This window comes from Paenibacillus whitsoniae (genome assembly GCF_003955665.1).
Lineage (GTDB): Bacteria > Bacillota > Bacilli > Paenibacillales > NBRC-103111 > Paenibacillus_E > Paenibacillus_E whitsoniae.
Map to the genome: position 1 here is coordinate 1 of NZ_RXHU01000039.1, position 4,139 is coordinate 4,139.

The following is a 4,139-nucleotide window of genomic DNA, read 5'->3' on the forward strand; positions in this document are numbered from 1 at the left end:
AACGGACATCCTACTCCCTTTTAAACGGTGGTATACTTTCCTTATTAAACAAACATTGGGGTAATTGTGATGAATATTGTTGTGTCGTTACTACATCGACGGTCTATCGGCTCATGTGGGGAACGTTTGTTTCGTTACACAATCATTATCATGCCGAAATAAAATTTTTTTCATAAATTTTCCGTTTTCCAAATCTGAGAAACGGACATCCTACTCCCTCAAACGGACATCCTACTCCGTAAACGGACATTCTACTCCCTCAAATAGCGGACATCTTACTCCTATTTACACCGAACATTTTTTTCCGCATATCCGTTTCGATGTTGATCCCCAGCATATGCCCCCAGTAAGTCACCACGAAATTCAGCAGCGTATTGATCCCATACACCGCAAGCAAGCCCGCGCATGCCCACAAAATCCACGTCCAGTTTCCGGCCGGAAGCAATTTATCAATCACCTGATTAACGGCCAGCGGGAACCCGAGCTCCAGCATACCGGCAATGACGGCACAGGTAAAATCCAGTAAAAACAGACGTTTATAAGGCCGGTAATACCTAAAAAAACGTTTTAACATACACCTTTCTCCACCTTTCTCTGCCTATTATACCGGATTGCTTACACAAATAGGCTTTTATCTGAGGACAGGTGTCCTTCATTTTCATATGCATACATCATATATCATTGTGGGGGAATGACACCATGTTCAGCAACTCGCTCGATACGCGAACAGCCATCCGACTGTCTGCCATGTGCAGTCAAAGCTACGCACAGCTTACCCAGGGTACGGAAAATGTGGTCCTCCCCTCCGCTTACCGGATCGTTGCCCCCTTCACCGCCTCCTCCTTCCTCAGCGGACGGGAGCTGTTCGGTTTCATCGCCGAATCCGACAGTCAGATCAACATCGTCTTTCGAGGCACCACGACCACGTCGGACTGGATCTCGGATGCGATCGCCCGGCAAACCGCGTATCCGTATGCCAAGGGCGGCGGGCTCGTGCACCAGGGCTTTCTGGATATTTACGAATCGGCACGCAAGCAAATTCTAACCGTCATGCGCAAGCTTTCCGCGCAAAAACAGTTGTACCTGACCGGCCACAGCCTCGGCGGCGCTCTTGCCGCTCTATGTGCGGCGGACCTTGCCACGAACACCAAATTCCGCTCCCCCGCCGTCTACACGTTCGGCTCTCCGCGTGTCGGCAATCCCGCGTTTGCCAAGCATTTTAACCTGACAACAGGCCCGCACTATCGCGTATACAATCGCAACGATATGGTGCCCGCCCTGCCGCCGCTCGTCTACAAGTCGCTGCGCACCGGTGACCTCTACCACTACATCCATGTAAAAAAAGCCGTCGAGCTCGACTTTCCCACAGGTTCTCTCTCCAGCAACCATGCGGTGAGTGAGTATTTTCAGGAGCTCGCGAAGCTTGATCCCAAATATGCGAAGCTCCTTTGCGGGAAAACGCCCGGTTTTTGCCCAAATTGAAAGAGACCTAGGGCGAAAGCTCCTCGTCTCTTTCTCCTGTTTATTCCCCTTTATCCTTCCACACCCAGCCGTCTCCTCACTGATCTACAACCTGCAAATTCTACAGTAGATTTGTCAAAAAAAAGCTGATATGCTATGTAGTTCTGCATTTTCTACAGCAAAATATCCCATGTCTGCAATTGTAAGCGGTCACAGCTGAGGATACGTCAAATTTTGCTGCATTTTTTGCAGGAACACGCGGGAATACGGCCTAAATCGTCAAATTAGCTGTACGTTATGCAGGATCTTATCGAATACGGTCGCAGCCCGCACGCCGATGCGGCAAACTGGGAGTCGAAGTAGTGGCAAGCAAACAGCCATGAACCGCTCCTTACGGGCTGACGCTCATGGCCTTATGCCTTACATCATCTGATCCGGATACAACGCGGACGATAAATACCGCTCCCCGGTGTCCGGCAAAAGAACAACGATCGTCTTGGCCTTGTTCTCCGGCCGTTTGGCCAACTGGGCTGCGGCGTACACCGCCGCGCCTGAAGAAATGCCGACGAGCAGCCCTTCCGTACGGGCCAGCTCACGGGCTGTGGTGATCGCGTTGTCGCTGCTCACGGTCATAATCTCATCGACAACCTCCCGTTGGAAGTTGTCGGGCACAAAGCCCGCACCGATCCCCTGGATCTGGTGGGCGCCGCGCTTGCCGCCGGACAGCACCGGCGAGTCGGTCGGCTCGACGGCAACGATCTGCACGTCGGAGTTGCGCTCTTTTAACAAGCTGCCTACGCCGCTAATCGTGCCGCCTGATCCGACGCCAGCGACAAAAATATCGACGTACCCGTTCGTATCCCGCCAGATTTCCTCCGCCGTTGTCGCGCGATGCACTTCCGGGTTTGCCGGGTTGCTGAACTGCTGCGGCACGTAGGCATTCGGGAGCTGCGCTGCGAGCTCCTCCGCTTTGGCAATCGCCCCCTTCATCCCCTCCGCCGCCGGGGTCAGGATGAGCTCCGCCCCCAGTGCGCCAAGCAGTTTGCGCCGCTCGACGCTGAACGACTCCGGCATGACGATGATCAGCTTATACCCCAAGGCCGCCGCTGCAAAAGCAAGCCCGATTCCCGTATTTCCGCTGGTCGGCTCGATGATGACTGTCTCTTTGGTGATTAACCCTTTCGCTTCTGCTTCCTTCAGCATCGCATACCCGATCCGATCTTTCACGCTGCCGGCAGGGTTGAAATATTCCAGCTTCGCCACGACTCTCGCGGACAGGCTGTGCTTCTTATGAAAATTCCACAGCTCCAAAAGCGGCGTATTGCCGATAAGTTCGGTTAAGTTGTTGTAGATTTTGGTCATGTGAGCAGCCTCCCCTTCCATCGCTATTCCGAGTTATTCAGTAGGATAAATAAAGTATAACGACTTCGCCGTCAGAAATGAAATCAATATTCCTGATAAACAAGCGGCACATGGGTTATATTTGGCCAGCTTGTACGCACAGGGCCCAGTCGACTATGGTACACTAGGGGAGGTTCGACATTTTAGATCGGTTGGGAGCGTTGTTGATTATGAAACTGGTGTCTTGGAACGTTAATGGGCTGCGGGCCTGTGTGAATAAAGGGTTTTTGGACTATTTCCGGGAAGTGGATGCGGATATCTTCTGCGTGCAGGAAACGAAACTGCAGGAGGGGCAGATTGAGCTCCCGTTAGGCGAAGAATACCGACAGTATTGGAACTACGCGGAGAAAAAAGGGTACTCGGGTACAGCCGTTTTTACCCGGCTTGCACCGATTTCGGTGCGGTACGGCATGGAAGAGGATCGCGAGCCCGAGGGCCGGATCGTGACGCTGGAGTTTGAGGATTTTTATCTGGTGACGGTGTATACGCCGAACGCGAAACGCGACCTGTCCCGGCTGGACTACCGGATGGAATGGGAAGATCGGTTCCGCTCCTATCTCAAAGAATTGGATGAGCGCAAGCCTGTCCTGGTATGTGGAGATCTGAATGTGGCACACCAGGAAATCGACATCAAGAACAGCAAGGGCAACCACGGCAACTCCGGCTTTACGGCGGAAGAGCGAGGCAAAATGACCGACCTGCTCGGCGCCGGCTTCCTCGACACGTTCCGTCATCTGTATCCCGACCGTGCCGATGTGTACTCGTGGTGGTCGAATATGCCGGGCGTCCGCGATCGGAATGTCGGGTGGCGGATCGACTATTTTCTCGCTTCCGAGCGGTTAGGTCCGTCGATTACGGAAGCTTCGATTGCCTGTGAAGTGCTAGGCAGCGACCATTGCCCGGTTGTACTGGAGCTCGATCTGCCGCAGACCACATAAGGTGGTTATCCTGCATAGCCTTGAAACGTTGGACGCTTGTCCGCCTCCCCTCCGCCTTCAGCCGTAGGCATAACCCGACTCAGGTCGCTTCTGGAAGGATTATCCTGACGCTATAATTCGGAGTAGATGAAACTTCTTGAAGCATCGCGAGGGAGGAATAACGGATGCAACGAAGAACCCGCAAAAGCCTGTGGATGTTTGGACTTTTAGCCTTATTTGCGGTGGGGGTCGGCTTGTACGCGCTGGCGGTATACGGCAACCCCGACCATATTCGGGAAAGCATGTTTGTGACAGAAAAAGGCCAGCTGCCCGAGCTGTGGTACAGCATGCACCCAGAGC

Annotated in this window: 3 protein-coding genes and 1 pseudogene; 2 read left to right on the forward strand and 2 right to left on the reverse strand. The window is 53.3% G+C overall.

All coding sequences use genetic code 11. The features are described 5' to 3' along the window. Nucleotides 1–292: 292 nt before the first annotated feature. Nucleotides 293–574, reverse strand: a pseudogene (locus tag EJQ19_RS13895) (ABC transporter transmembrane domain-containing protein); the annotation flags it as partial. Nucleotides 575–681: 107 nt separating this feature from the next. Between EJQ19_RS13895 and EJQ19_RS13900 the strand changes: the two are divergent. Beyond that, nucleotides 682–1,482 (forward strand): lipase family protein, encoded by an 801-nt coding sequence (locus EJQ19_RS13900; RefSeq protein ID WP_126141836.1) that lies wholly within the window; start codon nt 682–684, stop codon nt 1,480–1,482. Nucleotides 1,483–1,881: 399 nt separating this feature from the next. On the opposite strand, the gene cysK is transcribed toward EJQ19_RS13900, so the two are convergent. Beyond that, nucleotides 1,882–2,823, reverse strand: a complete 942-nt coding sequence (gene cysK / locus EJQ19_RS13905) for a cysteine synthase A (protein WP_126141837.1) — start codon at nt 2,821–2,823, stop codon at nt 1,882–1,884. 209 nt (nt 2,824–3,032) lie between these two features. On the opposite strand from cysK, the gene EJQ19_RS13910 reads away from it, so the two are divergent. Further along, on the forward strand, nt 3,033–3,800 hold the full coding sequence (locus tag EJQ19_RS13910) for an exodeoxyribonuclease III (protein WP_126141838.1): 768 nt from the start codon (nt 3,033–3,035) through the stop codon (nt 3,798–3,800). Nucleotides 3,801–4,139 lie beyond the last annotated feature (339 nt).

Excerpts from the sequence above, each read along its gene's own strand:
- EJQ19_RS13910 (WP_126141838.1), top strand. The coding sequence starts at position 3,033 with ATGAAACTGGTGTCTTGGAACGTTAATGGGCTGCGGGCCTGTGTGAAT.
- cysK (WP_126141837.1), bottom strand. The coding sequence starts at position 2,823 with ATGACCAAAATCTACAACAACTTAACCGAACTTATCGGCAATACGCCG.